Origin of the sequence: Streptomyces flavofungini (genome assembly GCF_014650815.1) — a bacterium.
Classification (GTDB): domain Bacteria; phylum Actinomycetota; class Actinomycetes; order Streptomycetales; family Streptomycetaceae; genus Streptomyces; species Streptomyces flavofungini.
Genome location: NZ_BMVR01000006.1, coordinates 348060 through 373937, shown reverse-complemented (window position 1 = coordinate 373937; position 25878 = coordinate 348060). Strand labels below are relative to the sequence as shown.

Genomic DNA, 25878 nt, shown 5'->3' with positions numbered 1-25878 from the left:
GTCGCCAGGAAGTCGGACCACAGCAGAAAATATGGTCATTCCCGCAGTTCGGCGGGAGACCTCGTGGATCGCGGGCAGTTGATGACGACGGACCTCTCGATCCACCACAGAGCGGAGGACTCAGAGCATGGCCGGCGCGATGCGCAAGATGGCGGTCTACCTCGGCCTCGTGGAGGACGACGGTTACGACGGTCGGGGGTTCGACCCCGACGACGATTTCGAGCCCGAGCCGGAGCCGGAGCGCGACCGCCGACGGCACGAGCCGTCGCACCAGTCCCACCAGTCCCACCTCGCGGACCGGGACTTGGACCGGGACGAATCGGTACGAGTGGTGCAGCCGCCCGCGCCCCGCGAACCGGCGCCGCGCGCCGCTTCGCTTCCCGCTGAATCGGGACGACCGGCGCGAATCGCCCCCGTGGCATCCATCACACCTGAACGCCAGAGCCTGGAGAAGAACGCACCGGTGATCATGCCCAAGGTCGTGTCCGAGCGTGAGCCCTACCGCATCACCACACTTCACCCCCGGACCTACAACGAAGCCCGTACCATCGGGGAACACTTCCGCGAAGGCACCCCGGTGATCATGAACTTGACGGAGATGGACGACACGGATGCGAAGCGACTTGTCGACTTTGCCGCCGGTCTCGTCTTCGGCCTGCATGGCAGTATCGAGCGAGTGACGCAGAAGGTGTTCCTGTTGTCGCCTGCTAACGTCGATGTCACGGCGGAGGACAAGGCCCGCATCGCAGAGGGCGGGTTCTTCAACCAGAGCTGAGACGCAAGTGCAGTAGACGGCAGTTATCGGATCGACACAGCACGGACTCGACTGAGGACAGGGGAGAGGGAAACGCGAACATGGGCGTGGTCTTGCAAGTGATCTACATCGCTCTGATGTGTTTCCTGATCGTGCTGATCTTCCGGCTGGTCATGGACTACGTCTTCCAGTTCGCCCGCTCATGGCAACCCGGCAAGGCGATGGTGGTCGTTCTGGAGGCCACCTACACTGTCACCGATCCACCGCTCAAGCTTCTGCGGCGGTTCATTCCGCCGCTGCGTCTCGGGGGCGTGGCGCTCGACCTGTCCTTCTTCGTGCTGATGATCATCGTCTACATCCTGATCTCCGTCGTGAGCCGGCTGTGAGCGCGATGTCAACTACGTTCTTGCCGAATGCCGACGACTACGTTGAGGTGAAGAGATGCCGCTGACCCCCGAGGACGTGCGGAACAAGCAGTTCACGACCGTTCGCCTCCGAGAAGGCTATGACGAGGACGAGGTCGATGCCTTCCTCGATGAGGTCGAAGCCGAACTGACCCGCTTGCTCCGTGAGAACGAGGATCTGCGAGCCAAGCTGGCCGCCGCCACGCGCGCGGCCGCGCAGAACCAGCAGCAGGGCGGCATGCGCAAGGGCCCCGGCGGTCCCGGTGGCCCCGACGGGCCGCAGGACCAGCGAGGTCCCGGCGCCCCCGTGCCCGCCGCAATATCTGGCCCGCAGCCGGTGCCGCCGCAGCAGCAGCACCCGATGGGCGGCCCGCCCCAGCTGCCGGGCGGCGCTCCGCAGCTTCCCCCGGGCCCCGGTGGCCACGGCCCGCAGGGCGGACCGCAGGGTCCCGGCCCGATGGGTCAGGGTCCCGGCCCCATGGGTCAGGGGCAGATGGGCCAGGGTCCCGGCCCGATGGGCCAGGGTCAGATGGGTGGCCCCATGGGCGGCCCGATGGGCGGTCACGGCCCGCAGCTTCCGCAGCCCGGCCAGGGCCCCGGTGGCGACAGCGCCGCCCGCGTGCTCTCGCTCGCGCAGCAGACCGCCGACCAGGCGATCGCGGAGGCCCGTTCCGAGGCCAACAAGATCGTGGGCGAGGCCCGTTCGCGCGCCGAGGGCCTGGAGCGGGACGCCCGTGCCAAGGCCGACGCCCTGGAGCGGGACGCGCAGGAGAAGCACCGCGTCGCGATGGGCTCCCTGGAGTCCGCCCGCGCCACGCTTGAGCGCAAGGTCGAGGACCTGCGCGGCTTCGAGCGCGAGTACCGCACGCGGCTGAAGTCCTACCTGGAGTCGCAGCTGCGTCAGCTGGAGACCCAGGCCGACGACTCGCTGGCCCCGCCGCGGACCCCGGCGACCGCCTCCCTGCCGCCGTCCCCGGCGCCTTCCATGGCCTCGGCCGGCGCGGGTGCCCCGTCCTACGGCGGCAACCAGTCGATGGGCGGCAACCAGCCCGCGGGCGCGCCGTCCTACGGCGGCCAGCAGCAGATGTCGCCCGCGATGACGCAGCCGATGGCGCCGGTGCGGCCGCAGGGGCAGCAGCCCATGCAGCAGGCTCCGTCCCCGATGCGCGGTTTCCTCATCGATGAGGACGACAACTGACGGGCTTTACCACGCCGTAGGCGTCGGCAGTTGTACAGGGCGAGGCCCCCGGATCCCCGGGGGCCTCGCCCTTTGCTGTGCCCGCAGGGTTGCCGTGGGCGTCGGTGGCCGTGGATCGGCCTTCGGCCTCGTCCTCGAACGCCGGACGGGCTGCATGCTTCCGTCCGTCCGGCGTCACTGGCGGATCCCGCCCGTCCGCCGCCGCTGGCGGATCACGTCCGTCCCACGCCGCTGGCGGATCCGTCCCTCCCGCGTCGGCAGAAACGTTCATCTGTGCGCGGGCACGCAACGCCGAAGGCCCGGGGCCACCAAGATCTTTGGTGGCCCCGGGCCTTCGGGTTGCCGCGGGCGGGGTGCCCCGGTGCGGGCTACGCCTTGCGGAGGCGGAACGTCAGGGAGAGGGAGTCGTCCTTGAAGGTCTCGCCGTAGGTGTCGTCGGCCTCGCCCTCGGCGAAGTCCGTGGCCAGGACCTCGTCCGCGATGAGGGCGGAGTGGTCGGTCAGGGCCGTGCCGACCGCCGGGTCCGAGGACGTCCAGCGCAGGGCGATGCGGTCCGCGACGTCCAGGCCGCTGTTCTTGCGGGCCTCCTGGATCAGGCGGATCGCGTCCCGGGCCAGGCCCGCGCGGCGCAGCTCGTCCGTGAGCTCCAGGTCGAGGGCGACCGTGGCGCCGGAGTCGGACGCCACCGACCAGCCCTCGCGCGGGGTCTCGGTGATGATGACCTCGTCCGGGGCGAGCGTCACCGTCTCCCCGTCGACCTCCACGGAGGCCGTGCCCTCGCGCAGGGCGAGGGACAGCGTGGCCGCGTCGGCCTCGGCGACGGCCTTGGCCACCGCCTGCACGCCCTTGCCGAACCGCTTGCCGAGAGCGCGGAAGTTGGCCTTGGCGGTGGTGTCGACCAGGGAACCGCCCACCTCCGACAGAGAGGCGAGGGAGGACACGTTCAGCTCCTCCGTGATCTGCGTGTGCAGTTCGGGGCTGAGCGTGTCGAATCCGGCGACGGCGACGAGCGCGCGGGACAGCGGCTGGCGGGTCTTGACGCCCGACTCCGCGCGCGTGGCCCGGCCCAGCTCGACGAGGCGGCGCACCAGGGCCATCTGCTTCGACAGCTCGGGGTCGACCGCCGAAAGGTCCGCCTCCGGCCAGGTCGCCAGGTGCACCGACTCCGGGGCGTCCGGCGTGACCGGCACGACCAGGTCCTGCCAGACGCGCTCCGCGATGAACGGCGTCAGCGGGGCGAGCAGCCGCGTGATCGTCTCGACGACCTCGTGCAGGGTGCGCAGCGCGGCCGCGTCGCCCTGCCAGAAGCGGCGTCGCGACCGGCGTACGTACCAGTTGGAGAGGTTGTCCACGAAGGCGGACAGGAGCTTGCCGGCGCGCTGGGTGTCGTAGGCGTCGAGGGCCTGCGTCACCTGGTCGGTGAGCGCGTGCAGTTCGCTGAGCAGCCAGCGGTCGAGCAGCGGGCGGTCGGCGGGCGCCGGGTCGGTGTCCGAGGGGGCCCACTTCGACGTGCGGGCGTAGAGCGCCTGGAAGGCGACCGTGTTCCAGTACGTCAGGAGGGTCTTGCGGACGACCTCCTGGATGGTGCCGTGGCCGACGCGGCGGGCCGCCCACGGGGAGCCGCCCGCGGCCATGAACCAGCGCACGGCGTCGGCTCCGTGCCGGTCCATCAGCGGGATCGGGTCCAGGGTGTTGCCCAGGTGCTTGGACATCTTGCGGCCGTCCTCGGCGAGGATGTGGCCGAGGCAGACGACGTTCTCGTAACTCGACTTGTCGAAGACGAGGGTGCCGACGGCCATCAGCGTGTAGAACCAGCCGCGGGTCTGGTCGATGGCCTCCGAGATGAACTGCGCCGGGTAGCGGCTCTCGAAGAGCTCCTTGTTCTGGTGCGGGTAGCCCCACTGCGCGAACGGCATCGAACCCGAGTCGTACCAGGCGTCGATGACCTCCGGCACGCGCACCGCTTCGAGGGCGCAGCCCTCGTGGGTGCAGGTGAACGTGACGTCGTCGATGAACGGGCGGTGCGGGTCGAGGTCCGACTGGTCGGTGCCCGTGAGCTCGCTCAGTTCGGCGCGGGAGCCGACGCAGGTGAGGTGGTTCTCCTCGCAGCGCCAGATGGGCAGCGGGGTGCCCCAGTAGCGGTTGCGGGACAGCGCCCAGTCGACGTTGTTGGTCAGCCAGTCGCCGAAGCGGCCGTGCTTGACCGAGTCCGGGAACCAGTTGGTCTTCTCGTTCTCTTCGAGGAGACGGTCCTTGACGGCCGTGGTGCGGATGTACCAGGACGGCTGCGCGTAGTAGAGCAGCGCGGTGTGGCAGCGCCAGCAGTGCGGGTAGCTGTGCTCGTACGCGATGTGCCGGAAGAGCAGACCTCGGTCGTTCAGGTCCTGGGTGAGGGTCTCGTCGGCCTTCTTGAAGAAGACACCGCCCACGAGGGGGACGTCCTCCTCGAAGGTGCCGTCGGGGCGGACCGGGTTCACGACCGGCAGGCCGTACGACCGGCAGACCTTGAGGTCGTCCTCACCGAAGGCGGGCGACTGGTGGACGAGGCCGGTTCCGTCCTCCGTGGTCACGTAGTCGGCGTTGACCACGTAGTGCGCGGGGGCGGGGAACTCGACCAGCTCGAAGGGGCGCTGGTACGTCCAGCGTTCCATCTCGGCGCCGGTGAAGGTCTGGCCGGTGGCCTCCCAGCCCTCGCCGAGCGCCTTCTCCAGGAGCGGCTGGGCGACGACCAGCTTCTCCTTGCCGTCGGTCGCCACTACGTAGGTGACGTCCGGGTGCGCGGCGACCGCCGTGTTGGACACCAGCGTCCACGGGGTGGTCGTCCACACCAGGAGGGCGGCCTCGCCCGCGAGGGGGCCGCCGGTCAGCGGGAAGCGGACGTAGACCGACGGGTCGACGACGGTCTCGTAGCCCTGCGCCAGCTCGTGGTCGGACAGGCCCGTGCCGCAGCGGGGGCACCAGGGGGCGACGCGGTGGTCCTGGACGAGGAGGCCCTTGTTGAAGATCTCCTTCAGGGACCACCAGACGGACTCGATGTACTCCGGGTTCATCGTCCGGTAGGCGCCGTCGAGGTCCGTCCAGTAGCCCATGCGGGTCGTCAGGTCGGCGAAGGCGTCCGTGTGGCGGGTCACCGACTCGCGGCACTTGGCGTTGAACTCGGCGATGCCGTACGCCTCGATGTCCTTCTTGCCGTTGAAGCCGAGTTCCTTCTCGACCGCGAGCTCCACGGGCAGGCCGTGGCAGTCCCAGCCGGCCTTGCGGGCGACGTGGTAGCCGCGCATGGTGCGGAAGCGCGGGAAGACGTCCTTGAAGACGCGGGCCTCGATGTGGTGCGCGCCGGGCATGCCGTTGGCGGTGGGCGGGCCCTCGTAGAACACCCACTCGGGGCGGCCCTCGGACTGCTCCAGGCTCTTGGCGAAGATCTTCTGCTGCTCCCAGAAGTCGAGCACGGCGTGCTCGAGGGCGGGCAGGTCGACCTGGGCGGGCACCTGGCGGTACTGCGGCGGCGTCATTCGCTTTTCCTCCGGCGGACGTTCTTCCCTTCCGTCGGAGGGACGAGAGGCCGCATCACTGCGCTCCCGCGGTACCACCCTCCTTGGCCCTCCGGCGCGCGTGGCGCCACAGGGCCCCCTCATTGGGGTCGCGATGCCGGGTCTACTCACCAGGCCCGCCCCGCACAGGGGCTGGTCTGCGGCTTTCCTCCGGCGGCTCCGGGGTGATCTTCACGTCGCGCTCGCCCCCGGGCTCACACCGTCCCCGGGTCGCTCCTGGCTGCGTACGCCGCTACTCGTCCCCATCCACGCTTCTCGCTCCGGCCAGTGTACGGCGCCGGGGCGGGCGCGGCCGACCGGAATTCCGGGAGGCGCGGGGAAGGCGGCGAGCGGCCCCCCGCGGACGCCCCGGTGGATCAAGCGTGCTGGGGGATGTCGTCCTTGAGGGAGTCGCGGATCATCTTCCGCAGCTCGGGGCCGTCCGTGTGGCCGTGGACGGACACGGCGTGCTCGCTGGCGGCGCGGACCACCTCATCCTCTTCGCCGGAGATGGCGAGGGTGCAGTGGGTCTCGCTCGGGAATTCGCGGCAGTCGGTGATTTTGCGCATGGCGCACCTTCTTCGGTCGTCACCAAGTCTATGCCCGTACGGACGCCCGGGGAGGGGGCGTGCGGGGTGCCCGGCCGCTGTGGGGTGAGACCACGGGACTGCCCCGAATGGCGATATGCGGAGCGTCCGGATCCGGACCTCGGGAGTCCGGCGGATTACCCGCCGGAGAGCTGGGCACAACGCAGGCAGGCTCACCGCGCGACCCCCGGCGGCGGGCCAATCGGGCGGCGTGCCCCGTTGCCGCGGGCCTGGAGTCGATTTATCGTCCCAGCACGATTCGCGTGCAAGATCACAATATGTGAAGGGGCCGCGGCCATGGTGGCGAAGAAGACCGCCGTACAGCAGTCGGCGTCCAGCAGATCCACAGCCGCGGGGGCCGGGGCGGCAGGCGGCAAGGCGGCCCGCACCGTCAAGACCGTGCGTGCGGGTGCGGCGGCGCCGAAGAAGACCGCGACCAAGGCGGCCGCGAAGGCTCCCGCCAAGGCGACGGCCAAGAAGACGTCCACCGCGGCCCCGGCGAAGAAGGCTGCCGCCAAGGAGACGGCGGGCACCTCCAGGAACGCGGCCGCGAAGAAGACCGTTGCCAAGAAGACGGCTCCGGAGAGGGCGGTATCGGGGGAGTCGGCTCCGAAGAAGGCCGTCGCGGGTGCGGGGGCCGCCAAGAAGGCCGCTGCCAAGAAGTCCACCGCCAAGACGGAGGCGGAGGGCGGGGTGGGTGCGTCCAAGAAGGCGACGGGTGCCGCGAAGGGTCCGGGAGCCAGGAAACGTACGGCCAAGAAGACGGCCGCGTCCGCGGCCGAGAGTGCGGCTCAGGCCGCGGAGACGACGGGAGCCACGACGGTGGTTGCGAAGAAGACTCCGGGCACGGCGACGGCGGCGGCGAAGTCGGGCTCTGTGCCCAAGGCGCGGGCCGCGGCGACGCCCGGCGAGCTCGCGGTGCGGCCGGGCGAGGACCCGTGGACCCCGGCGGAGGTCGCCGAGGCGCGGACCGAGCTGATGTCCGAGACCATGCGGCTGCGGTCCGAGATCGAGGCGTCCGAGACCTCGCTCGCCGGCCTGATGCGGGACTCCGGGGACGGCGCGGGCGACGACCAGGCGGACACCGGCACGAAGAACATCACGCGGGAGCACGAGATGGCGCTCGCCGCGAACGCCCGGGAGATGCTGGAGCAGACGGAGCGCGCCCTGGAACGCCTGGACGCGGGGACGTACGGCCTCTGCGAGAACTGCGGCAACCCCATCGGCAAGGCGCGCATGCAGGCGTTCCCGCGGGCCACGCTGTGCGTCGAGTGCAAGCAGAAGCAGGAACGGCGCTACTGAGCGTGGCCTGGGCGCCTTGGCCCGCACGTGGGTGTCGTACCCTCGTCCCCAGTCAGGCACCTAGGTTGAGGGACTCACGTGGCAGAGGCGGAGCGCATCATCGGTACGCCGGACATCCCTGAGGCGGAGGGGGCCGGGCCGGAGCAGTCCGATTCCGGCCCCAAGGACGAGCAGCGCTCCGGGGACGAGCAGCGTTCCGAGGACGAGCAGCGTTCCGCGGGCGAGCCGAAGCCGGAGTCGGAGCGGACGCCGGACCTGGACCCGGAGTCGGCGGCCAAGGCCGAGCCGGCGGCCGCGTCGGAGCCCGAGGCCGCGCCGAAGCCCAAGGGACGGCGCAAGATCGCCGTGCTGTTCGGGGTGGCCCTGTTCGCGTACGCCCTGGACCTCATCAGCAAGATGATCGTGGTCGCCGAGCTGGAGCACCACGAGCCCATCGACGTGGTCGGTGACCTGCTGCGTTTCAACGCGATCCGGAACGCGGGCGCCGCTTTCGGCATGGGCGAGGCCTACACCATCATCTTCACGGTGATCGCCGCCGCCGTGATCGTGGTGATCGCCCGCCTCGCGCGCAAGCTGTACAGCCTGCCCTGGGCGATCGCGCTCGGCCTGCTGCTCGGCGGCGCGCTCGGCAACCTCACCGACCGGATCTTCCGCTCGCCCGGCGTCTTCAAGGGCGCGGTGGTCGACTTCATCGCGCCGAAGGGCTTCGCGGTGTTCAACCTCGCGGACTCCGCGATCGTCTGCGGCGGCATCCTGATCGTGCTGCTCTCCTTCCGCGGCCTCGACCCGGACGGCACCGTCCACAAGGACTGAGCGGCCGCTCGCGTACGGCGTTCGGTACGGCGGTGTCGTAGCCCTCCTGCATACTCGTGGGGTGAGCACGATTCCCGAGATCCGTACCCTGCCCGTACCGGACGGCCTGGAGGGCGAGCGCGTCGACGCCGCCATCTCGCGCATGTTCGGCTTCTCCCGCACGAAGGCCGCCGAGCTCGCCGCGGCGGGGAAGGTCGCGGTCGACGGCTCGGTGGTCGGCAAGTCCGAGCGGGTGCACGGCGGCGCCTGGCTGGAAGTGGAGATGCCGCAGGCGCCCGCTCCGGTGCAGATCGTCGCCGAGCCCGTCGAGGGCATGGAGATCGTGCACGACGACGAGGACATCGTCGTCATCGTCAAGCCGGTCGGCGTCGCCGCGCACCCCAGCCCCGGCTGGACCGGCACCACCGTGATCGGCGGCCTCGCCGCCGCCGGGTATCGCATCTCGACGTCCGGCGCCGCCGAGCGCCAGGGCATCGTGCACCGCCTCGACGTCGGCACGTCCGGCCTGATGGCCGTCGCCAAGTCCGAGCGGGCGTACACGTCGCTGAAGCGCCAGTTCAAGGAGCGCACGGTCGACAAGCGGTACCACGCGCTGGTGCAGGGCCATCCCGACCCGATGAGCGGCACCATCGACGCGCCCATCGGGCGCCACCCCCACCACGACTACAAGTGGGCGGTCACCGCCGAGGGCAAGCCCTCCGTCACCCACTACGACCTCATCGAGGCCTTCCGCGCGGCCTCCCTGCTCGACATCAAGCTGGAGACCGGCCGGACCCACCAGATCCGCGTCCACATGTCGGCGCACCGGCATCCCTGCGTGGGTGACCTGACGTACGGCGCCGATCCCACGCTCGCCAAGCGGCTCGGGCTCACCCGCCAGTGGCTGCACGCCATGCGGCTCGGCTTCGAGCACCCCGGGGACGGGCAGTGGGTCGAGTTCGAGAGCGGCTACCCCGAGGATCTTCAGCTGGCCCTCGACCGGGTGCGGGCGGAGAGCGCGTGAGCGGGGTGACCTGCCGGGTCGCGGTGGGTCCTGAGGACCTGGACGCGTGCTTCGGGGTGCGCAAGGAGGTCTTCGTCGCCGAACAGGGCGTGCCTGAGGACATCGAGTACGACGAGTACGACGGCGGGGCCGTGCATGTTCTCGCGGTGCGTGCTGAGGGCGGGGGCGCCCTGGGGACGGGGCGGTTGCTGACCGGCGACGCCGCTGTCGTGAAGAACGGTGACCCCGACGTCGGTGTGGGTGCTCTGGGGCGGCTTGCCGTGCTGCGGTCCGCGCGGGGGCTCGGGGTGGGGGCCGCGCTGGTCGCCGCGATCGAGGGGGCTGCTCGGGAGCGGGGGCTGCATGCTGTTGATCTTCATGCGCAGACCCACGCGCTGGGATTCTATGAGCGGTTGGGGTACGTGGCGTACGGGGCGGAGTTCCTTGATGCGGGGATTCCGCATCGGGCCATGCGCAAGGCGCTGCGCTAGCCGGTAGGGGTGCCGCCGCCGGGCGCGGTGGACCTGGAACGCAGGGGTGCCCGGCACGGGGGGCTGTGCGGTTGCCCGGCACCGGGGGCTGTGCCCACCCTTCCCCAAGCCCTCGGCTTCGCTCGAGCAGGGGAGACCCCTATCGCCCTGCGGGACGATTGCCCGCAGCCAAGTCGACAGCCGGATGTGGTTTTTGGCTGGTTTGGTGGGGTTGCGTGGCAAGGTTGAGGGGCTGATCGTTTTGGGCTCCTATGGCCGGAGGGCATCCCGTGGATCAACTGGCGTTGCTGCTCCTGCTGTTGTTGGGAGCCCTGGTCACCGTGCCGTTGGGGGATCGGATCGGGTTGCCCGCGCCGGTGCTCATGACGTTGTTCGGGGGCGTCCTCGCCTTCCTCTCGTTCGTGCCGAACGTCGAGATCGCGCCTGAGCTGATCCTCCCGCTGGTGCTGCCACCGCTGCTCTACGCGTCCGTGCAGCGCACGTCCTGGCGGCAGTTCGCGGCCAACATCCGGCCGATCATGCTGCTGGCCGTGGCGCTGGTGTTCGTGACCACGGCGGCCGTCGCGGCCGTGGCGAACTCCGTCGTGCCGGGGCTCCCGCTCGCCGCGGCCGTCGCGCTTGGCGCGCTGGTCGCCCCGCCGGACCCGGTGGCCGCGACCGCCGTCGCGGGGTCGCTCGGCCTGCCGCGCCGCCTGGTGTCGATCCTGGAGGGCGAGGGGCTCTTCAACGACGTCACCGCGATCGTGCTGTACCACGTGGCGATCGCCGCCGCCGTCAGCGGCACCTTCTCCTGGCCCTCGGCCGTCGGCCAGCTCGTGCTGTCCGCCGTCGTCGCCGTCGCCGTCGGCCTCGCGCTCGGCTGGCTGTCCAACAAGCTCATGGGCCTGCTGGGCGACGCGACCCTGCAGACCGGCCTGACGCTGCTCGTGCCGTTCGTCGCCTACGTACTCGCCGAGGAACTGCTCGGCTCCGGCGTCCTCGCGGTCCTGACGACGGCCCTCTACCTCGCCGAGAACGCCACCGACGCCGACGACGTGCTCGGCCGGATCACCGGGCAGTCCTTCTGGGAGATCGTCGACACCCTCGTCACCGGCGTCGCGTTCGGGCTCATCGGACTCGAACTGCACAACGTGTTCGGCACGGCCGACGGGCGCGAGTGGGAGATGGTCGGCTGGGGCGCCGCCATCGTGGCCGTCGTCGTCGGCGTACGACTGCTGTGGCTGCTGCCCGCCACCTGGCTCGCCAAGCGGCTGCACAAGCGCCGCGACTACGACGAGGAGATCCCGACGACCTGGCGCGAGACCGTCGTCATGTGGTGGTCCGGGATGCGCGGCGTGGCGTCGGTCGCGCTGGCCCTCGCCATTCCGCTGAAGACGGACGACGGGGCTCCGTTCCCCGCCCGTGACGAGATCGTCTTCATCGCCTTCTGCGTGATCATCGCGACCCTGATCGCCCAGGGCCTGACCCTGCCGTGGCTGGTCAGGAAGCTCGGCGTGCGCGCCGACACCGACGCCGAGCGGGCCCTGGAGCGCGAGCTCGCCGTGCGCGCCGCCAAGGCCGCCAAGGCGCGCCTGAAGGAGATCGAGGAGGTCGAGGAGCTGCCCGAGGAGGTCGCCGAGCGGCTGCTGCGCGGCGCCTTCGACATCGGCGCGCGGATCAGCCCCGACATCCTGGACGACGAGCGGCGCGAGCGGTACGCCAAGCGCGTCGACCGGTTCAAGGCCGTCCAGCGCATCCAGCGCGAGATGATGTCGGCCGCCCGCCACGAGGTCCTCGCCGCCCGCAGCGAACCCGGCTACGACCCGGAGATCGTGGACCGGGTGCTGCACCACCTGGACGTACGCAGCCTGCGCTGAGGGCGGGGCCGGGGCGCCGCGAGGGTCCGGGTCCCGGGGCCGGGCCGCTCAGCCCCGCCCCGTCCGCGGCACGTGCGGCGTCACCGGATGCGGATGGTCGCCGTCCGGCGGCTCCACCGCCCAGGCCGTGTTGACCCGGGGCAGCGCGTACGGATGCTTCTCGGCCAGCCAGGCCACGAGCTGCTCGCGGACCGTGACCCGCACCGTCCAGATGTCGTCGGCGTCCTTGGCGGTCACCAGGGCGCGCACCTGCATGGTGTTCGGCGTCGTGTCGGTGACCGCGAGGCCCCAGTCGCGGCCGTCCCAGGCGGCGCACTCGCGCAGGATCTCGTGCAGCTTCTCGCGCATCGCCGCCATGGGGGCCGTGTGGTCGAGCTGGAGGAAGACGGTGCCGGTCATCTGGGCGCCGCCGCGGGACCAGTTCTCGAACGGCTTCGACGTGAAGTACGACACCGGCATCGTGATCCGGCGCTCGTCCCAGGTCCGCACCGTCAGGAACGTCAGCGTGATCTCGTCGACGACACCCCACTCGCCGTCCACCACCACCGTGTCCCCGATCCGCACCATGTCGCCGAAGGCGATCTGCAGCCCCGCGAAGAGGTTGGCGAGCGTGGACTGCGCGGCCACGCCCGCGACGATGCCGAGGACGCCCGCCGACGCGAGCAGCGAGGCCCCGGCCGCCTGCATGGCCGGGAACGTGAGCAGCATCGCGGCCACCGCCACCACGCCCACGACCGCCGCGACCACCCGCTGGATCAGCGTGACCTGCGTCCGCACCCGCCGGACCCGCGCCGGGTCGCGGTGCGCGGAGGCGTAGCGCGCGTACGAGGACTCCACCACGGCCGCCGAGATCCGCACCGCCAGCCAGGCGACCGAGGCGATGAGGACCAGCGTGAGCGCTCTGCCGATGCCCACCGAATGCCCCTCGGCGATCTCCGCCTGGGCGTACGACCCGCGCAGCATGGCCGCGCACAGCACCAGCTGCAACGGCAGCCGGCAGCGGCGCAGCAGCTCCCACAGCGGCTGCTCGGGCCGTCGGTCGGCGGCCCGGCGCAGCGCCCAGTCGGCCACCCAGCCGACGGCGAGCGTGAGCACGACCGAGCCGCCGACCACGATCAACGGACGCAGCACGTTCTCCATGCCTCAGAGGGTAGGTGGCACGATGGCCCCATGAACATCATGCTTTTCCATTCGACGTACGGGCTGCGGCCCGCGGTGCGGGCGGCGGCCGACCGGCTGCGCGCGGCCGGGCACGAGGTGTGGACCCCGGACCTCTTCGACGGCCGCACCTTCGAGTCCGTCGAGGAAGGGCTGGCCTTCAAGGACGAGCTCGGCAACGACGAGCTGCTCAAGCGCGCGGTCCTGGCCGCCGCGCCCTACTCCGACCGGGGCCTCGTCTACGCGGGCTTCTCGCTCGGCGCCGCCACCGCGCAGACCCTCGCCCTCGGCGACGCCAAGGCCCGCGGCCTGCTGCTCCTGCACGGCACGTCCGACATCGCGGCGAACGCGTCCGTGGACGAACTCCCCGTACAGCTCCACGTCGCCGAGCCCGACGCGTTCGAGACGGACGACTGGCTCAGCGCCTGGTACCTCCAGATGGGCCGGGCGGGCGCCGACGTGGAGGTCTACCGGTACGCGGGCGCCGGGCACCTGTACACCGACCCCGACCTGGACGACTACGACGCCGAGGCGGCGGAGGCGACGTGGCGGACGGCGCTGGGGTTCCTGGAGAGCCTGTAGTCCCGGCTCAGGAACCGGCTCCCTGCTTCAGGAACCGGTTCTGAGAGCTCGCCTCGGGGATCGGTTCAGGACCCGCGCAGCGGCCCGCCGGGCTCCTCAGGACCGCACGCAGCGGCCCGCCGGGCTGCTCGCGGGCGGCTTGCACTGGAGCCCGAGGTCCCCGGCGCTCTCGCTGAGGTAGCGCCCCACACACGTGTGGGCCGAGGTCCGGCCGCGCTCCGCGCAGAACCGCAGCGCCGCACTCCCGTCGGCGAACGGGCCCGGCGCGTAGAACACCCAGAACCCGGGGCGCAGCGAGGCGTAGTCGTCGCTGCGCAGGTACCGCGCCTCCGGGACGGTCCTGCGGACGGCGGCGAGCCTGCGGTCGCGGGTCGCGGCGGACGACGTACCGGGCTCGGAGTGCAGTTGGGCGATCCAGCGGCCGGAGGCGGGCGGCGCGGCGGACGTGGTCGGCGCCGAGGAGGCGGGGGACGCGGGGGGAGTGCTCCGCCGCGGGGTGTCGCTCGGCTCGGCGCTCGTGCCGCCGGTGGGCCGCTCGGCCGGACCCTTCGTACGCGTCGACGCCGACGCCGACTCGGTCTCCGCCCCGCCGGTCCGGCCGCCGCCCTTGCCCTCCGTGCCGCCGCCCCCGCCGTCGCGCAGCGCGAACGCCAGAGCCACGCCCGCCACCAGGACGACGGCCACCGTCGCGGCAGCGATCACGGGGGTGCGGCGCCGGGCCGGGCCGTGGCGGTCGGCCCGGGGCGTGCCGTCCGGGTGCGTGTCGGGCGGGGGCTGCCGGTGGGTCCGGCCCGGGGGCCCGGGTGGCGGGGGCGGCGCGGCGGGCGGGAAGGCCGGGCGGGGCGCGGTCTCCGTGGGCGGTACGGCCGGGCCCGGCACCGTCTCCGTGGGCTGCCACGCACCCCCGTCCGCGACCGCCGCGAGCATCGCGTCCAGGCGCTCCGCGTCGGGCCGCAGCGCCGGGTCCCGCACGAGCAGCGCCGCCAGGACCGGGGCCAGCGGACCGGAGCGCACCGGCGGCGGCACCGGCTCGTCGAGCACCGCGGCCAGCGTGGCCAGGGTGGAGAGACGGCGCAGCGGACTCACGCCCTCCACGGCCACGTACAGGACGAGACCCAGCGACCACAGGTCGGCGGCGGGGCCCTCGCCGGTGCCCCGGACGCGCTCCGGCGCGATGTACTCGGGCGAGCCGATCAGCTCGCCGGTGACGGTGAGCTGCGTGGAACCCTGGAGCGCGGCGATGCCGAAGTCGGTGAGGACGACGGGCGGCACGCCGTCGGGGCGGTCGGGGGACGGCTCGCGCAGCAGGATGTTGGCGGGCTTGATGTCGCGGTGCAGGATGCCCGCCGCGTGCGCGGACCGCAGCGCCGTCAGGACCTCCCGGCCCATCCGGGCCGCCTCCCTCGGCGGCAGCGTGCGCGCTTCCAGGAAGTCCTGGAGGGTGCGGCCGGAAAGCAGCTCCATCACCAGCCACGGGTGCGGCTCGACGTCGACGATGTGATGGATCGTCACGACGTGCGGGTGGTTGAGCCGGGCGAGCGCCCGCGCCTCGCGCAGCACCCGCTCCCGCAGCAGCCGCGAGGTGTCGCCGGTCGGCTCCGGCCCCGGCGGCCGGACCTCCTTCAGCGCCACCTCGCGGTGCAGCACGGTGTCGCGGGCCCGCCACACCGTGCCCATGCCTCCGCTGCCGAGCCGCTCCAGCAGCTCGAAGCGCCCGTCAAGCACGTCCCCCTGGCCACTCATGGGCGACAGCGTAGGGGGTCGACGGGCACGTGTCGGCGTGCTCGACCGGGCAGTTCGGCGCACCGGCCAGTGGGTCGTCCGACGCACCGGCCACCGGGTCGTCCGGCGTACTGGCCACCGGGTCGACCCGCGCGCCGCTCACCGGGCCCGTCAGCGCACCGGCGCGTGCACCCGCTCCACCTTCTGCGTGCCGGTGAGCGTGCGGTACGAACGGGCCCACGACGACGTCGCCTTGGGGTCCTTGCGGTCGGAGACTATGTAGTAGTCCATCTGTGAGCGCTCAGCCGTGACGTCCAGGACGCCGTACCCGTGGGAGTCCATGTCCAGCCACTTCACATGGCGGTTGGCGGCCTTGACCGCGGCGACGCCGACGAGGGACAGGGTCTGCGGCGGTACGTTCAGGAAGTCGTCGACGTTGTCGGACGTCACGGACGTGACGACGAACTCCGTGGCCGCGGACGGCGACGCCGGGTACGTGGCGGCGGTCACCGGCACGTCATTGGCCCACGCCATGTGGATGTCGCCGGTTAGGAACACCGTGTTCCGGATGCCCTTGTCCCGCAGGTGCCCGATGAGTTCCTTGCGGTCGTGGGTGTAGCCGTCCCACTGGTCGGTGTTCACGGCCAGACCGCCCTCGGGCAGGCCGAGCAGCTCTGCGAGGGGCTTCAGGAGGTACGCGGGCAGCGAGCCGAACGCGACCGGCGAGATCATCACCGACGTGCCGACCAGCTTCCACGCGGCGTCCGACGCGGCGAGCCCGGCCTTCAGCCAGTCGAGCTGGGCGCGGCCCGTGATCGTACGGGCTGAGGAGTCGACGTCGCCGCTGCCGACCTTCGCCTGCTGCGAGCGGAACGAACGCAGGTCGAGCAGGTGCAGGTCGGCGAGCTTGCCGAAGCGCAGGCGGCGGTAGACGGTGCCCTCGGTGGCCGGGCGCACCGGCATCCACTCGAAGTACGCCTGCTTGGCGGCGGCCACGCGCGCGGCCCAGGGGCCCTCGGTCTCCGGGGTGTGGTTCTCCGCGCCGCCCGACCAGGCGTCGTTGGCGACCTCGTGGTCGTCCCAGATCGCGATCACCGGGTGCGTGCGGTGCAGGGCCTGGGCGTCGGCGTCGGTCTTGTGGGCGCCGTGCCGGGTGCGGTAGTCGGCGAGGGTGAGGATCTCGTGCTTCGGCTGGTGCTCGCGCACCACGTCGCCGGACGAGGCGAAGCCGCCGGACGCGTACTCGTACAGGTAGTCGCCGAGGTGCAGGACCGCGTCCAGCTCGGTGCGGGCGGCGAGATGGCGGTACGCGGAGAAGTAGCCGGCCTCCCAGTTGGAGCACGACACGACGCCGAAGCGGACGCCGGGCGCGGCGGATTCGTGGGCGGGGGCGGTGCGAGTGCGGCCCACGGGGGAGCTCACCGGCGAATCGCTGCCTATGGAGAAGCGGTAGTAATAGGTGGTCGCCTGGCGCAGGCCCCTTACATCGGCCTTGACCGTGTGGTCGCGCGCGGCCTTCGCGGTGGTCGAGCCGCGGCCCACGACCTTGGCGAAGCCCTTGTCCTCGGCCACCTCCCACCGCACCTCGACGTCCGGGCCCTTGCCGGACCCCGGCACCGCGTCGGGCGTCGGCGTGATCCGCGTCCACAGCAGGACGCCGTCGGGCAGCGGGTCCCCGGAGGCGACACCGTGCAGGAAGGCGGGGCCGTCGGCGGCCCGGGCCGTCGGGGTCGCCGCGAGCGGGGCGGCGAGGGCGGCGGTGGCCGCCGCGGCCTTGACGACGGTGCGGCGGCGCGGGGTGAGGGTGGCGGCCGGTTTGCCGGGACCCTCGGCAGGCGTAAGGGAGTTGTCTCTTCGTCTGGTCACGAGGGGTCACCCTACGGACCGGTAATGGGCGAAGAGCGGGCGACCACCGAAAGTTCGCCCGCTCTTCCGCAACGCGCCTACTGCGCTTGCGTGATAACTCCTGGATCAGGCCTTCAGCTCGGCGTCCACGGCCTTGTTGAAGTCCTCGACCGACATCGGCGCGTTCTTGCCGTCGGCGCCCTTGAGCTGCTTGCCGTTCAAGACGAACGCGGGGGTGCCCTCGACCCCGTCCTTGTCGTCCTGGAACGCCTGTCCCATGGCCAGGGCCCAGCGGTCGTACGTACCGTCCTTGACCGCCTTCTTGAAGGCCGCGCTCTTCTTCAGCGCGGGCACCTCGTTGGCGACCTTCAGCAGGTAGGAGTCGTCCTTGAACTTGTCGTCCTGCTCGCTCGGGTGGTTGTCCTCCGAGTACAGCGCCTTCTTGTACGCGAGGAAGGCGTCCGGGGAGACGTTCAGGGCGGCGCCGAGCGCGCTCATCGCGTTGCGGGAGCCCTCGCCCGGGATGTTGTTGTCCAGGAACGTCGCGCCGACGAACTGGACCTTGTACTTGCCGTCCTTGAGGTCCTTCTCGACCGTCGGGCCGACGGTCTGCTCGAAGCTGGCGCAGATCGGGCAGCGCGGGTCCTCGTAGACCTTCATGGTCTTCTTGGCGCTGGCCTTGCCGACGACGACGGTCGTGCCGTCCTTGCCGGTGGTGTTCGCGGGCTTGACGAGCTTCTTGTCCTTGGCGTCGTCCCAGTAGCTGGGCTTGTTGCTCTGCATGACGGCGTACGAGACGCCGCCCGCGAGGGCGAGGACGCCGACGATGGACGTGCCGACGATGATGGACCGCTTGCGCTTCTCGCGCTTGCGCTCGGCTTCCTGCTGGGCGCGGATCCGCTCGCGGGCGGCCTGCTTCGCGGCCTGGCTGTTGCGCTTGCTCATGGTGGTTCTCCGTGGGTGTGACGGGTGGACGGTCGGCTGTGCTCAGGCGCAGAGGGCCCAGCACGGCGGTCCACGCCGTCCCACGAAGTGCACGAGCAGCCGGGTGCGGACGACCGGCGTCCGGCGGGCGGTGCGCGGCAGTCGGCGCACCGGCTCGACCCGGCGGGTGACCGCGGCGACCGCGAGCAGCAGCGGCCGGAACGTCGCCGCGGCCGCCGCCCGCAGCAGCCTCGCCACGGCCCGCTCGACGCGCCCGAGCCAGGCCGCCGCGAGCAGCCCCACGCCCACGTGCGCGCCGAGCAGCAGCCAGGCCGTGGCCGGGCCGCCGTCGGCGAGCAGGGCGGCGGCGCCGTGGCCGTCGCCGCCCGTCATCCGGGCCAGCGGGGTGCCGACGCTGCCGCCGCCGCACAGCACGTCGACGCCGAAGGAGCGCAGCGGGCCCGTGACGGGGCCGCCCGCCTGGCCGTAGCAGACGTGCTGGCCCGAGGTGAAGACGGTGTCGGCGGCCAGCTCAAGGGGGATCAGGAGGGCGGCGATGCGGCCGAATCCGCGCTCGCGCCCCGCCAGCGCGTACGCGATGACGTACACGCCGGCCGTGACGGCGAGGCAGGTCGTGAGCGGCAGCGGGGCCCGGGACAGCAGAATGTGCGACGCGGCGGACAGCATCACGACGAGTGCCGTGAACAGTGCCGCACGCACCACTCTGATCTGGGTCCCGGATATGTCCATCGCGCAAGCGAGTGTGCCATGAGCCGTCATAAGAGACCCCTAAAGGGTCGCTATGAATCCACCTGACGGCAGCGGCGACCGCCGCACGCAACGGCCGCCACGGCCCGGCGCCGCTCCTAGAGGCCCGGGATCCGGCCGTTGCGGAAGAGGTCGACGAAGATCTGGTGGTCCGCGCGCGCCCGGGCGCCGTAACTGTGCGCGAAGTCCACCAGGAGGTCGCCGAAGCCGCCCTCGTCGGCCGCGATGGCGGCGTCGATGGCGCGCTCCGTGGAGAACGGCACCAGGTCCGAGTGCCCGCTCTCGTCGTCCGCCGCCGCGTGCATCGTCGCCGTGGCCCGGCCCAGGTCGGCCACCACGGCGGAGATCTCGTCCAGGTCGTCGATGTCCGACCAGTCCAGGTCGACCGCGTACGGCGAGACCTCGGCGACGAGCTGGCCCGCGCCGTCCAGCTCGGTCCAGCCGAGCCAGGGGTCGGCGTGCGCCTGCAGGGCCCGCTGCGAGATGACCGTGCGGTGGCCCTCGTGCTGGAAGTAGTCGCGGATCGCGGTGTCCGTGACGTGCCGGGAGACGGCCGGGGTCTGGGCCTGCTTCAGGTAGATGACGACGTCGTTCTCCAGGGCGTCGCTGTTGCCCTCCAGGAGGATGTTGTACGACGGCAGCCCGGCCGAGCCGATGCCGATGCCGCGGCGGCCCACCACGTCCTTCACCCGGTACGAGTCCGGGCGGGTCAGGGAGGACTCCGGCAGCGTCTCCAGATAGCCGTCGAAGGCCGCCAGGACCTTGTACCGGGTGGCGGCGTCCAGCTCGATGGAGCCGCCGCCCGGCGCGAAGCGGCGCTCGAAGTCACGGATCTCCGTCATCGAGTCCAGGAGCTCGAAGCGGGTCAGGGAGCGGGCCGCGCGCAGGGCGTCCAGGAGCGGGCCCTGGGCCGTGTCGAGGGTGAAGGGCGGCACCTCGTCGCTCTTGGCGCCCGTCGCCAGGTCGTGCACGCGCTCGCGGTACGCCGCGGCGTACGTGCGGACCAGGGACGTGATCTGCTCGTCGCTGAGCGCCTTCGTGTACCCGATCAGGGCCAGCGAGGCCGCGAGGCGCTTCAGGTCCCAGGTGAAGGGACCCACGTACGCCTCGTCGAAGTCGTTGACGTTGAAGATCAGGCGGCCCTGGGAGTCCATGTACGTGCCGAAGTTCTCGGCGTGCAGGTCGCCGTGGATCCAGACCCGGCCGGTGCGGTCGTCCACGTACGGACCGGCGTGCTGCTCGCGGCCCAGGTCCTGGTAGAAGAGGCACGCCGTGCCGCGGTAGAACGCGAAGGCCGAGGCCGCCATCTTCCGGAACTTCACCCGGAACGCGGCGGGGTCGGCGGCGAGCAGCTCGCCGAACGCGGTGTCGAAGACGGCGAGGATCTCCTCGCCGCGCTGGTCGGCGGTGGGCTGCGGGACCGACATCGCGGGGTGCCTCCTGGTGCATGACATGGGGGACGGTCGTCCGCCCTCTTCTCAACGCCCGACCGTACTCCCGAGTGCCCGCCCGCTGTCAGTGAGCCGGACTAGACTTCCACGCTGTCCACCCACGCCACCCGCAGAGTTCCCCCGGAGGCCAACGTCGTGTCGAAGCCGCCCTTCACGCACCTGCACGTTCACACCCAGTACTCGCTGCTGGACGGTGCCGCGCGGCTGAAGGACATGTTCAACGCGTGCAATGAGATGGGCATGTCGCATATCGCGATGTCCGACCACGGGAATCTGCACGGGGCGTACGACTTCTTCCACACGGCGAAGAAGGCGGGGGTGACGCCGATCATCGGGATCGAGGCGTATGTGGCGCCGGAGTCGCGGCGCAACAAGCGGAAGATCCAGTGGGGGCAGCCGCACCAGAAGCGCGACGATGTGTCGGGTTCGGGTGGTTATACGCACAAGACGATCTGGGCGGCAAATCAGACGGGTCTGCACAATCTCTTCAAACTGTCCTCGGACGCGTATGCCGAGGGCTGGCTGCAGAAGTGGCCCCGGATGGACAAGGAGACGATCTCCCAGTGGTCGGAGGGGCTGATCGCTTCGACGGGTTGTCCTTCGGGCGAGCTGCAGACGCGGTTGCGTCTGGGGCAGTTCGACGAGGCGGTGAAGGCGGCTTCGGAGTACCAGGACATTTTCGGCAAGGACCGGTATTTCCTGGAGCTGATGGACCACGGCATCGATATCGAGCGCCGGGTCCGTGAGGATCTGCTGCGGGTGGGCAAGAAGCTCGGTATTCCGCCGCTGGTGACGAATGACTCGCATTACACGTATGCGCACGAGGCGACGGCGCATGACGCGCTGCTGTGTATTCAGACGGGCAAGAACCTGTCGGATCCGGACCGTTTCCGTTTCGACGGGACGGGTTATTACCTGAAGTCGACGGACGAGATGTACGCGGTCGACTCCTCGGATGCCTGGCAGGAGGGGTGTGCGAACACGCTCCTGGTGGCGGAGCAGATCGACACGACCGGCATGTTCGAGAAGCGCGACCTCATGCCGAAGTTCGACATCCCCGAAGGCTTCACGGAGGTCACCTGGTTCCAGGAGGAGGTCCGGGTCGGCATGAACCGCCGCTACCCGGGCGGCGTCCCCGAGGACCGCCAGAAGCAGGCCGAGTACGAGATGGACATCATCATCCAGATGGGGTTCCCGGGGTACTTCCTCGTGGTCGCCGACTTCATCATGTGGGCCAAGAACAACGGCATCGCGGTCGGCCCCGGCCGAGGCTCCGCCGCCGGTTCGATCGTCGCGTACGCCATGGGCATCACCGACCTCGACCCGATCACGCACGGACTGATCTTCGAGCGGTTCCTCAACCCCGAACGCGTCTCCATGCCCGACGTCGACATCGACTTCGACGAGCGCAGGCGCGTGGAGGTGATCAGGTACGTCACCGAGAAGTACGGCGAGGACAAGGTCGCCATGATCGGTACGTACGGCAAGATCAAGGCGAAGAACGCCATCAAGGACTCCGCGCGCGTCCTCGGCTACCCCTACGCCATGGGCGACCGGCTCACCAAGGCCATGCCCGCCGACGTCCTCGGCAAGGGCATCGACCTCGACGGCATCACCAACCCCACCCACCCGCGCTACAGCGAGGCGGGCGAGATCCGGGGGATGTACGAGAACGAGCCGGATGTGAAGAAGGTCATCGACACCGCGAAGGGTGTGGAGGGCCTGGTCCGGCAGATGGGTGTGCACGCGGCCGGCGTGATCATGTCCAGCGAGCCGATCGTGGACCACGCCCCGATCTGGGTGCGGCACACCGACGGCGTCACGATCACGCAGTGGGACTATCCGCAGTGCGAGTCGCTCGGCCTGCTGAAGATGGACTTCCTGGGCCTGCGCAACCTCACGATCATGGACGACGCCGTCAAGATGGTGAAGGCCAACAAGGGCGTCGACCTGGAGATGCTCAGCCTCCCGCTCGATGACCCCAAGACCTTCGAACTGCTCTGCCGCGGTGACACGCTCGGCGTCTTCCAGTTCGACGGCGGCCCGATGCGCTCGCTGCTCCGCCAGATGCAGCCCGACAACTTCGAGGACATTTCCGCCGTCTCGGCCCTGTACCGGCCGGGCCCGATGGGCATGAACTCGCACACGAACTACGCCGAGCGCAAGAACGGCCGCCAGGAGATCACCCCCATCCACAAGGAGCTCGAAGAGCCCCTGAAGGAGACCCTGGGCCTCACCTACGGCCTGATCGTGTACCAGGAGCAGGTGCAGAAAGCCGCCCAGATCATCGCCGGGTACTCCCTCGGCGAGGCCGACATCCTGCGCCGTGTGATGGGCAAGAAGAAGCCCGAGGAGCTGGAGAAGAACTTCGTCCTCTTCCAGGCGGGCGCCAAGGAGAAGGGCTACTCGGACGCCGCGATCCAGGCCCTGTGGGACGTCCTGGTGCCCTTCGCCGGTTACGCGTTCAACAAGGCGCACTCGTCCGCGTACGGCCTGGTCACCTACTGGACCGCGTATCTGAAGGCGAATTACCCGGCCGAGTACATGGCGGCGCTGCTGACGTCGGTGAAGGACGACAAGGACAAGTCGGCGGTGTATCTGAACGAGTGCCGTCGTATGGGCATCAAGGTGCTGCCGCCGAACGTGAACGAGTCGGTGCACAACTTCGCGGCGCAGGGTGACGACGTGATCCTGTTCGGTCTGGAGGCGGTGCGCAACGTCGGGACGAACGTGGTGGAGTCGATCATCCGGTCGCGGAAGGCGAAGGGGAAGTTCGCCTCGTTCCCGGACTACCTGGACAAGGTGGAGGCGGCGGCGTGCAACAAGCGCACGACGGAGTCGCTGATCAAGGCGGGTGCGTTCGACACGATGGGGCACACCCGCAAGGGGCTGACGGCGCAGTACGAGCCGATGATCGACAATGTGGTGGCGGTCAAGCGCAAGGAGGCCGAGGGGCAGTTCGACCTGTTCGGGGGGATGGGGGAGGACGACTCCGACGAGCCGGGGTTCGGCCTGGACGTGGAGTTCTCCGACGATGAGTGGGACAAGACGTATCTGCTCGCGCAGGAGCGGGAGATGCTCGGTCTGTATGTCTCCGACCACCCGTTGTTCGGGTTGGAGCATGTGCTGTCGGACAAGGCGGACGCGGGGATCGGGCAGCTGACCGGCGGGGACTTCTCCGACGGCGCGGTCGTCACCATCGGCGGGATCATCTCCGGGCTGCAGCGGAAGATGACCAAGCAGGGCAACGCGTGGGCGATCGCGACGGTGGAGGACCTGGCGGGCTCCATCGAGTGCATGTTCTTCCCAGCGACGTATCAGCTGGTGTCCACGCAACTCGTCGAGGACGCGGTGGTGTTCGTCAAGGGGCGCCTCGACAAGCGCGAGGACGTCCCCCGCCTCGTCGCCATGGAGATGCAGGTCCCCGACCTGTCCAACGCCGGGACCAACGCGCCCGTGCTCATCACCATCCCGACCGTGAAGGTGAGCCCGCCGATGGTCACCCGCCTCGGCGAGATCCTCAGCCACCACCGGGGCAACAGCGAGGTGCGGATCAAGCTCCAGGGCGCGCAGAAGACCACCGTGCTCCGCCTCGACCGGCACCGCGTGAAGCCTGACCCGGCGCTCTTCGGCGACCTCAAGGTGCTGCTCGGCCCGTCCTGCCTGGCGGGCTGACCCCACTGCGAGCGGCGCGCACAGCGCGCACGGCAGGAACCGCATGGCCAAGGGGCGCACCCGGACCGGGTGCGCCCCTCATGTGTGCCTGTGCGGGCGTCAGTTGTGGCCGAAGCGGCGCTCGCGGTGCTTACGGGCGACGTCGCCGGGGTTCGCCGCGGCCGCGGACTTGGCCTGTGCCTCCATGGCGGACTGCTGGGCCTGCTGCTGACCGCGCTCGGCCTGGGCGGCGGCCTTCTGGTTGCGATCGCGGTTCTTGTTCTTGGCCATGGTGATCTTCCTCCTGCGGGTGATCGAGGGGCCAGGACGCGACCAGACTCACACAGGTCCACAAAAGGCGCATTTTGGATAATTACCGTGCGTTATAGGGGGACTCGCGGGGGCACTCAAAAGGAGCCACGCAACGCGTTCGAGCGGATACGCCACGCCGAAGATCGAGTTCGGGCCGTTAACCTCCGCGAGGTCGGGCAGACTCGAAGGAAACCCGAAGTGACCTCCTGGATCCGCGGGATCTTCCGATCCGCGAAATCGCCGGACCCCCGCCCGGGATCTGTGGGATCTTCGGGCACCTTCAGGAATCTTCCAGGGAAGAGGGTGGATGGCGTGGACCGCTGCATCGTCCTGGTGGACGCCGGGTATCTGCTGGGAGCCGCCGCGAGCCTCCTCGCGGGAGAGCCGTCCCGGTCCAGGATCACCGTCGATCACACCGCCCTCATCCAGGGTCTGCGCGAGCGCGCCGAGTCCGACACGGAGCGCCCGCTGCTGCGGATCTACTGGTTCGACGGCGCCCCCGACCGCGTACCCCAGCCGGAGCACAGAAGGCTCCGCGTGATGCCCCGCGTCACCGTCCGCCTGGGCGCGCTGACCCGCAGCGACGGCCGCTGGGCGCAGAAGGGCGTGGACGCCGCCATGCACGCCGAGCTGACCGAGCTGGCCCGCAACCGCGCCTGCTCCGACGTCGTCCTCGTCACCGGCGACGGCGATCTGCTGCCCGGCATGATGGCCGCCAAGGAACACGGCGTCGCCGTCCACCTGTGGGCCGTGCAGGCCGCCGACGGCGACTACAACCAGTCCGAGGACCTGGTCGCCGAGGCCGACGAGCGCCGCGTCCTGGATCGCGCCTGGATCACCAAGGCCGTCCGCGCCAAGGAGCTGACCGGCGTCTGCGCCCCGCCGCCCGCCCCCCGCCCCGAGATCGCCGCGATCCTCTCCGCGCCGCTGCCCGAATCCGCGCTCGCCACGAGCGCCGAGCAGGCCCCCACCGCCCCGCACCCCGCCGCGGCCCCCCGCGCCCAGGAGAACGGGGACCGGAATCCGGCCACAAAGGGCGTGCCCACCCCCAAGGACCTCGCGGCCCTGCGCGCCCCCGGCGTGCAGCACCCCAAGGAACCGGCCAACGCGACCCTGCGCTGGTCGTCCGACAAGGGCTGGGTGGACCGCCCCGGCACCCCCGCCGAGCCCCCGGAGGCCGCCGCGCTGCCCACCCTCGCCCAGCTCACCACGGCCGAGCAGCGCTGGGCCGACCGCGAGGAGGACATCACCACCGTCGGCGGCGACCCCTACGAGGTCGGCCAGGTCTTCGCCCGCCGCTGGATGGCGCGCCTGCCCGAGCAGCACAACCTGCAGAAGCTCGGGGCGATGTACCCGCGCATCCCGCACCGCGTCGACGGCGAGCTGCTGCGCTACGCCGCCCGGTTCGGGCTGCTCGCCCACAAGGACGACCAGATCGACGAGCACGACCGGTACGCGATCCGGGCGGGCTTCTGGCGCGAGATCGACGTCCGGACCGCCGCCGAGCACGCGCCCGCGGGGGAGTGAGGTCCCTGGTGCGGGTGA

Annotated in this window: 20 protein-coding genes; 11 read left to right on the top strand and 9 right to left on the bottom strand. The window is 70.8% G+C overall.

Annotated features, from left to right (window positions below):
- The first annotated feature begins 127 nt into the window (after positions 1-127).
- The 3 genes from IE274_RS18125 (at position 128) to IE274_RS18115 (ending at position 2356) form a co-directional block, all read left to right on the top strand.
- Positions 128-775, top strand: coding sequence for a cell division protein SepF (locus IE274_RS18125; RefSeq protein WP_030361670.1), 648 nt, complete (start codon positions 128-130; stop codon positions 773-775).
- An 80-nt stretch (positions 776-855) separates the two neighbouring features.
- Positions 856-1140 (top strand): YggT family protein, encoded by a 285-nt coding sequence (locus IE274_RS18120; RefSeq protein ID WP_030361669.1) that lies wholly within the window; start codon positions 856-858, stop codon positions 1138-1140.
- Between the two features lie 55 nt (positions 1141-1195).
- Complete coding sequence (locus tag IE274_RS18115; RefSeq protein WP_190116821.1) at positions 1196-2356, top strand: DivIVA domain-containing protein; 1161 nt, start codon at positions 1196-1198, stop codon at positions 2354-2356.
- 368 nt (positions 2357-2724) lie between these two features.
- On the opposite strand, the gene ileS is transcribed toward IE274_RS18115, so the two are convergent.
- Positions 2725-5868 (bottom strand): isoleucine--tRNA ligase, encoded by a 3144-nt coding sequence (ileS, locus tag IE274_RS18110; RefSeq protein WP_190116820.1) that lies wholly within the window; start codon positions 5866-5868, stop codon positions 2725-2727.
- A 395-nt stretch (positions 5869-6263) separates the two neighbouring features.
- On the bottom strand, positions 6264-6455 hold the full coding sequence (locus IE274_RS18105; protein ID WP_190116819.1) for a DUF1059 domain-containing protein: 192 nt from the start codon (positions 6453-6455) through the stop codon (positions 6264-6266).
- A 315-nt stretch (positions 6456-6770) separates the two neighbouring features.
- Between IE274_RS18105 and IE274_RS18100 the strand changes: the two genes are divergently transcribed.
- The 5 genes from IE274_RS18100 (at position 6771) to IE274_RS18080 (ending at position 11917) form a co-directional block, all read left to right on the top strand.
- Positions 6771-7775: a TraR/DksA family transcriptional regulator gene (locus IE274_RS18100; protein ID WP_190116818.1), complete on the top strand. Its 1005-nt coding sequence runs from the start codon at positions 6771-6773 to the stop codon at positions 7773-7775.
- A 78-nt stretch (positions 7776-7853) separates the two neighbouring features.
- A complete protein-coding gene (gene lspA / locus IE274_RS18095) occupies positions 7854-8588 on the top strand; it encodes a signal peptidase II (RefSeq protein WP_190116817.1) in 735 nt (244 codons plus the stop codon).
- 61 nt (positions 8589-8649) lie between these two features.
- Positions 8650-9591 (top strand): RluA family pseudouridine synthase, encoded by a 942-nt coding sequence (locus IE274_RS18090; RefSeq protein ID WP_190116816.1) that lies wholly within the window; start codon positions 8650-8652, stop codon positions 9589-9591.
- A complete protein-coding gene (locus IE274_RS18085; RefSeq protein ID WP_190116815.1) occupies positions 9588-10061 on the top strand; it encodes a GNAT family N-acetyltransferase in 474 nt (157 codons plus the stop codon). Before IE274_RS18090 ends, IE274_RS18085 begins: the two co-directional genes overlap by 4 nt.
- A 269-nt stretch (positions 10062-10330) precedes the next feature.
- Positions 10331-11917, top strand: a complete 1587-nt coding sequence (locus IE274_RS18080; RefSeq protein WP_190116814.1) for a Na+/H+ antiporter — start codon at positions 10331-10333, stop codon at positions 11915-11917.
- A gap of 48 nt (positions 11918-11965) precedes the next feature.
- Here IE274_RS18080 and IE274_RS18075 read toward each other — a convergent pair whose 3' ends face one another.
- Positions 11966-13057, bottom strand: coding sequence for a mechanosensitive ion channel family protein (locus IE274_RS18075; RefSeq protein WP_190116813.1), 1092 nt, complete (start codon positions 13055-13057; stop codon positions 11966-11968).
- Between the two features lie 30 nt (positions 13058-13087).
- On the opposite strand from IE274_RS18075, the gene IE274_RS18070 reads away from it, so the two are divergent.
- On the top strand, positions 13088-13657 hold the full coding sequence (locus tag IE274_RS18070; protein ID WP_190116812.1) for a dienelactone hydrolase family protein: 570 nt from the start codon (positions 13088-13090) through the stop codon (positions 13655-13657).
- A gap of 96 nt (positions 13658-13753) precedes the next feature.
- Here the strand turns inward: IE274_RS18070 and IE274_RS18065 are convergent, their stop codons facing one another.
- The 5 genes from IE274_RS18065 to IE274_RS18045 form a co-directional block, all read right to left on the bottom strand.
- A complete protein-coding gene (locus IE274_RS18065; protein WP_190116811.1) occupies positions 13754-15400 on the bottom strand; it encodes a serine/threonine-protein kinase in 1647 nt (548 codons plus the stop codon).
- A gap of 150 nt (positions 15401-15550) precedes the next feature.
- A complete protein-coding gene (locus IE274_RS18060) occupies positions 15551-17245 on the bottom strand; it encodes an alkaline phosphatase D family protein (protein WP_190116810.1) in 1695 nt (564 codons plus the stop codon).
- A 105-nt stretch (positions 17246-17350) separates the two neighbouring features.
- A complete protein-coding gene (locus tag IE274_RS18055; RefSeq protein WP_190116809.1) occupies positions 17351-18169 on the bottom strand; it encodes a thioredoxin domain-containing protein in 819 nt (272 codons plus the stop codon).
- Positions 18170-18211: 42 nt separating this feature from the next.
- Positions 18212-18898 (bottom strand): hypothetical protein, encoded by a 687-nt coding sequence (locus IE274_RS18050; protein WP_190116808.1) that lies wholly within the window; start codon positions 18896-18898, stop codon positions 18212-18214.
- 116 nt (positions 18899-19014) lie between these two features.
- Entirely contained in the window at positions 19015-20343 is a 1329-nt protein-coding gene (locus IE274_RS18045) for a DUF2252 domain-containing protein (protein WP_190116807.1), read from the bottom strand.
- 159 nt (positions 20344-20502) lie between these two features.
- Between IE274_RS18045 and dnaE the strand changes: the two genes are divergently transcribed.
- Positions 20503-24042: a DNA polymerase III subunit alpha gene (gene dnaE / locus IE274_RS18040; RefSeq protein ID WP_190116806.1), complete on the top strand. Its 3540-nt coding sequence runs from the start codon at positions 20503-20505 to the stop codon at positions 24040-24042.
- A 99-nt stretch (positions 24043-24141) separates the two neighbouring features.
- Here dnaE and IE274_RS18035 read toward each other — a convergent pair whose 3' ends face one another.
- Positions 24142-24312 (bottom strand): hypothetical protein, encoded by a 171-nt coding sequence (locus IE274_RS18035; RefSeq protein ID WP_190116805.1) that lies wholly within the window; start codon positions 24310-24312, stop codon positions 24142-24144.
- Positions 24313-24645: 333 nt separating this feature from the next.
- On the opposite strand from IE274_RS18035, the gene IE274_RS18030 reads away from it, so the two are divergent.
- The gene (locus tag IE274_RS18030; protein ID WP_190116804.1) at positions 24646-25860 is read left to right on the top strand and encodes an NYN domain-containing protein; all 1215 of its coding nucleotides are present in this window, start codon (positions 24646-24648) and stop codon (positions 25858-25860) included.
- Positions 25861-25878: the final 18 nt, after the last annotated feature.

What these genes read in the sequence shown, in the direction of transcription:
- IE274_RS18070 (WP_190116812.1), top strand. Translation starts at nt 13,088, where the DNA reads ATGAACATCATGCTTTTCCATTCGACGTACGGGCTGCGGCCCGCGGTG.
- IE274_RS18045 (WP_190116807.1), bottom strand. Translation starts at nt 20,343, where the DNA reads ATGTCGGTCCCGCAGCCCACCGCCGACCAGCGCGGCGAGGAGATCCTC.
- IE274_RS18105 (WP_190116819.1), bottom strand. Translation starts at nt 6,455, where the DNA reads ATGCGCAAAATCACCGACTGCCGCGAATTCCCGAGCGAGACCCACTGC.
- IE274_RS18065 (WP_190116811.1), bottom strand. Translation starts at nt 15,400, where the DNA reads ATGAGTGGCCAGGGGGACGTGCTTGACGGGCGCTTCGAGCTGCTGGAG.
- IE274_RS18050 (WP_190116808.1), bottom strand. Translation starts at nt 18,898, where the DNA reads ATGGACATATCCGGGACCCAGATCAGAGTGGTGCGTGCGGCACTGTTC.
- IE274_RS18100 (WP_190116818.1), top strand. Translation starts at nt 6,771, where the DNA reads ATGGTGGCGAAGAAGACCGCCGTACAGCAGTCGGCGTCCAGCAGATCC.
- ileS (WP_190116820.1), bottom strand. Translation starts at nt 5,868, where the DNA reads ATGACGCCGCCGCAGTACCGCCAGGTGCCCGCCCAGGTCGACCTGCCC.
- IE274_RS18075 (WP_190116813.1), bottom strand. Translation starts at nt 13,057, where the DNA reads ATGGAGAACGTGCTGCGTCCGTTGATCGTGGTCGGCGGCTCGGTCGTG.
- IE274_RS18120 (WP_030361669.1), top strand. Translation starts at nt 856, where the DNA reads ATGGGCGTGGTCTTGCAAGTGATCTACATCGCTCTGATGTGTTTCCTG.
- IE274_RS18125 (WP_030361670.1), top strand. Translation starts at nt 128, where the DNA reads ATGGCCGGCGCGATGCGCAAGATGGCGGTCTACCTCGGCCTCGTGGAG.
- IE274_RS18035 (WP_190116805.1), bottom strand. Translation starts at nt 24,312, where the DNA reads ATGGCCAAGAACAAGAACCGCGATCGCAACCAGAAGGCCGCCGCCCAG.
- IE274_RS18055 (WP_190116809.1), bottom strand. Translation starts at nt 18,169, where the DNA reads ATGAGCAAGCGCAACAGCCAGGCCGCGAAGCAGGCCGCCCGCGAGCGG.
- IE274_RS18115 (WP_190116821.1), top strand. Translation starts at nt 1,196, where the DNA reads ATGCCGCTGACCCCCGAGGACGTGCGGAACAAGCAGTTCACGACCGTT.